Consider the following 2,223-nt stretch of genomic DNA (forward strand, 5'->3'; position numbering starts at 1 on the left):
GACGATGTTCCAGTACGACAACGCCGGTAACCTTCTGGTGGACGACAAGGCCCAGTACAGCTATGACGCCTTCAACCGCACCACCAGGGTGGAAACCTTTGACGGCAATACAGGTGAACCGCTACGACGCCGAGGGCCTGCGGTATGAGATGGAGGAGAACGGGAACCTGGTGCAGTTCATCTTCAACCAGGAGCGTGAGGTTGTCACCGAGGAGGACAGCACCGGTCTAACCCGTCTCATCCGTTCCACAGAGCTGATCGCCCGCAGCAGTGACGGAGAGAGCGCCCGGACATACTACCACTATGCCAGCGACGAGATGGGGTCAACGACCCATATCGTTGATGAAAACGGCAATGTCCAGAACCGCTACGAGTATGACGCTTGGGGAAAGATTGAGGTCAAGGAGGAGGCGGTTCCCAACCGCTTCACCTACTACGGCCAGCAGATCGATCCCATCACTCAGCAGTATTATCTGCGAGCCCGGTTCTACAATCCGGTTATTGGCCGTTTCACCCAGGAGGACACCTACCGGGGCGACGGGCTCAATCTATATGCCTACTGTGCGAATAACCCGGTTTACTATGTTGATCCGAGTGGTTTAGCCAAAAACCCATATGTAAGTAGTAGTCAGGAAGTAAATGAGATTCTGACAAGAACTACAGCTGGACTTGATGGTGCAACTGTTGGTAAAGTTCCTAGGAAAGCAAGTACTTTTGATTCATGGTTTGATGCACTAACAATTGATGAATTGAAAGTGTTGATGACGGACACTAAAGTGCGTACTAACATTACAAGTATGCTGCGCGGGGATGGATATAAACATGAATTTTTGATGGTATCCAATGCGGTTATAGCGAAGTCATGGGGGTTATCTGCTAAAGATATAAAGACGATGACTATTGGTACGGAAAATACATATTTTCTTAATGTTACAGCATCAAATGGTGATATAGTGAGTGGGTTTCATACTGGGACACGGGCCAGTACTGCCGCACATATGGGACCTGATGGAATTAGTCAATTAATGAAACAGAGCTCATCTTTTGAAGAGTTCAAGATGAAGTTAAACATATGGGCGGAGGAGCATCTAGTTGCAGTGTACCGAACTGGATTTGTTAGAGGGCATAAGGCTCTTCCCATTGGTCTTATTGCGGGAAAGGAGGAATTAGCACACTATGTTGCTAGGGGAGATGGACTTAATGTATCCCCACGTGCAATTTACAATTCAAAATAATTATGGGAGATACGAAAATGAACAATTTTGCAACGAGAGCGATTGAAGGACTACTGTTTCGGAAGCCTGAATTGTTCTTGGTATCGAATTTAAAATTTCCAGTGGATTTGATGGGTGAGTTAACATTTTCCAAAAAATATCTGGATAATAACGAACTCAGAGATTACTTACAACTTCCTGAAGGTCTTACATTAAGTGAGTTATATCAACTGAATATAAATAATGATTATGGGCTTCATTGGAAGTTACTTGAGTCAGATGTTTCTAACCATGATATAGATATTTGTGAGAAGATATTGAGCGCAAAGATCCCTAGGGAATTGCAAAATTACTTGCAATCATTTGCACTACCAATCAGTTATATCTACGGAAGATTTATTGGAGATTGGTTTAGGCAAACGTATGATGAGAAAATTGATTCTTTGCGAATTGTAAGAGATGACGAAGATATAGTAACTACTGAGTTGAAATTATTCCCAACTCCGAAAGGTAGCGAATTAAATATTTTTTTAAGAGATAATTCTCCCTTTTATAAGTCTGGATATATATACATTGGAACAGTTAATGATAATTATCAATTATTTGTGAACTCCTATGATGGGCATGTTATATGTATTGACGAAGAGTATATTGATGAAACATCAACTCAAAGTATAAGATACAGTTTATCTGAAATGTCATTTGTTCTGTTTGATGATTTTGATCAATTACTTAAATGTTACTTTCTGGGCTATGAATACGATATAGATAAACATCAATTTGTCAATAATCAGAAATAGTGGAGGCCGCAGTGTCAAAAGTACTTAGGACGGATGCCCCTTCAAAGCCGTGACCCATGGCCCCATCCGGCAGGAGTACGCCTATGACCTGGACAAGAACCTGACGGGCTTGACCGTCCGCTCCGGGGACGCGCTTCTGGCCCGGAACAGCTACACCTACGACGGCAACGGAAACCGCACTTTGAAACGTCAGCTGGGAGGTGAGACCC

General features: G+C 43.4%; 2 protein-coding genes. Both read left to right on the forward strand.

Features of this window, described 5'->3' with window-relative positions; translation table 11 throughout:
• Positions 1-170: 170 nt before the first annotated feature.
• Complete coding sequence (locus tag B5F35_RS17950; RefSeq protein ID WP_242969588.1) at positions 171-1,235, forward strand: RHS repeat-associated core domain-containing protein; 1,065 nt, start codon at positions 171-173, stop codon at positions 1,233-1,235.
• A gap of 17 nt (positions 1,236-1,252) precedes the next feature.
• Positions 1,253-2,014 (forward strand): hypothetical protein, encoded by a 762-nt coding sequence (locus B5F35_RS17955; protein WP_087243037.1) that lies wholly within the window; start codon positions 1,253-1,255, stop codon positions 2,012-2,014.
• Positions 2,015-2,223 lie beyond the last annotated feature (209 nt).

The sequence above is a fragment of the Anaeromassilibacillus sp. An200 genome, from assembly GCF_002160025.1.
Classification (GTDB): domain Bacteria; phylum Bacillota; class Clostridia; order Oscillospirales; family Acutalibacteraceae; genus Caccousia; species Caccousia stercoris.

Coding starts and splice junctions, on each gene's coding strand:
- B5F35_RS17955 (WP_087243037.1), top strand. CDS start 1,253: ATGAACAATTTTGCAACGAGAGCGATTGAAGGACTACTGTTTCGGAAG.